The organism is Streptococcus caprae, assembly GCF_042649745.1.
Lineage (GTDB): Bacteria > Bacillota > Bacilli > Lactobacillales > Streptococcaceae > Streptococcus > Streptococcus caprae.
In genome coordinates this window covers 1-603 of record NZ_JBHRZV010000044.1, presented here as the reverse complement: position 1 = coordinate 603, position 603 = coordinate 1, and the positions used below count along the sequence as shown (strand labels likewise).

At 40.1% G+C, this 603-nt stretch carries 1 protein-coding gene; it reads right to left on the bottom strand.

Annotated elements, in window-relative coordinates; translation table 11 throughout:
- The coding region (locus ACFORF_RS05685; protein ID WP_380426262.1) for a transposase at positions 1–389 on the bottom strand (389 nt) is incomplete at its 3' end.
- Positions 390–603 lie beyond the last annotated feature (214 nt).

The window sequence follows — 603 nt, the reverse complement described above, 5'->3', positions numbered from 1 at the left end:
TGTCCGTGGTGAATCCAGTAGTAGATGGTGGAAATTGGGGCAGGGATGCCTTTAGCCATGACCATCATTTCAGGCGAATATTTCTGTTCCCAGTAGTGGATAATACGCTCTTTCAGCTCCTTGGTTAAAGTCACAGGTCGAACAGATTTTGATTTATTTTCCTCGTAAGTAGCTTGCGCTGCATCAGCCCGATAGACCCTCTCAAACTTTCCTTTACGCACTTGTTGCCTAACGAGTCCTCGTTTGATTTCGTTGTTAATCGTTTGCGGGGCTTTTCCAAGTAAAGCGGCAATCTGACGATGACTGATTCCTTCAGATTTCCATCGTTCAATCAAACGACGTTCTGTTAGTGTTAAATGTTTGCCTTTTGTAGTATAATGGTTTTGCATTTCAGAGTTCCTTTTAATGTGTTTGTGGTGAACTACATTATATCTCTCTGGGATGTTTTTTCATACTCTCAACTGGCTAACTTCATTTTAGAACTTTCAGAGGACGAAGCAATGAAAAAAATAGGATGAAAACAAGCAAAACTTGTTGACAAATAATTGATGATTTGCTAAACTAATATAGTTGTCTCGTGAGTGGGCAACGATGCCCTTTGAA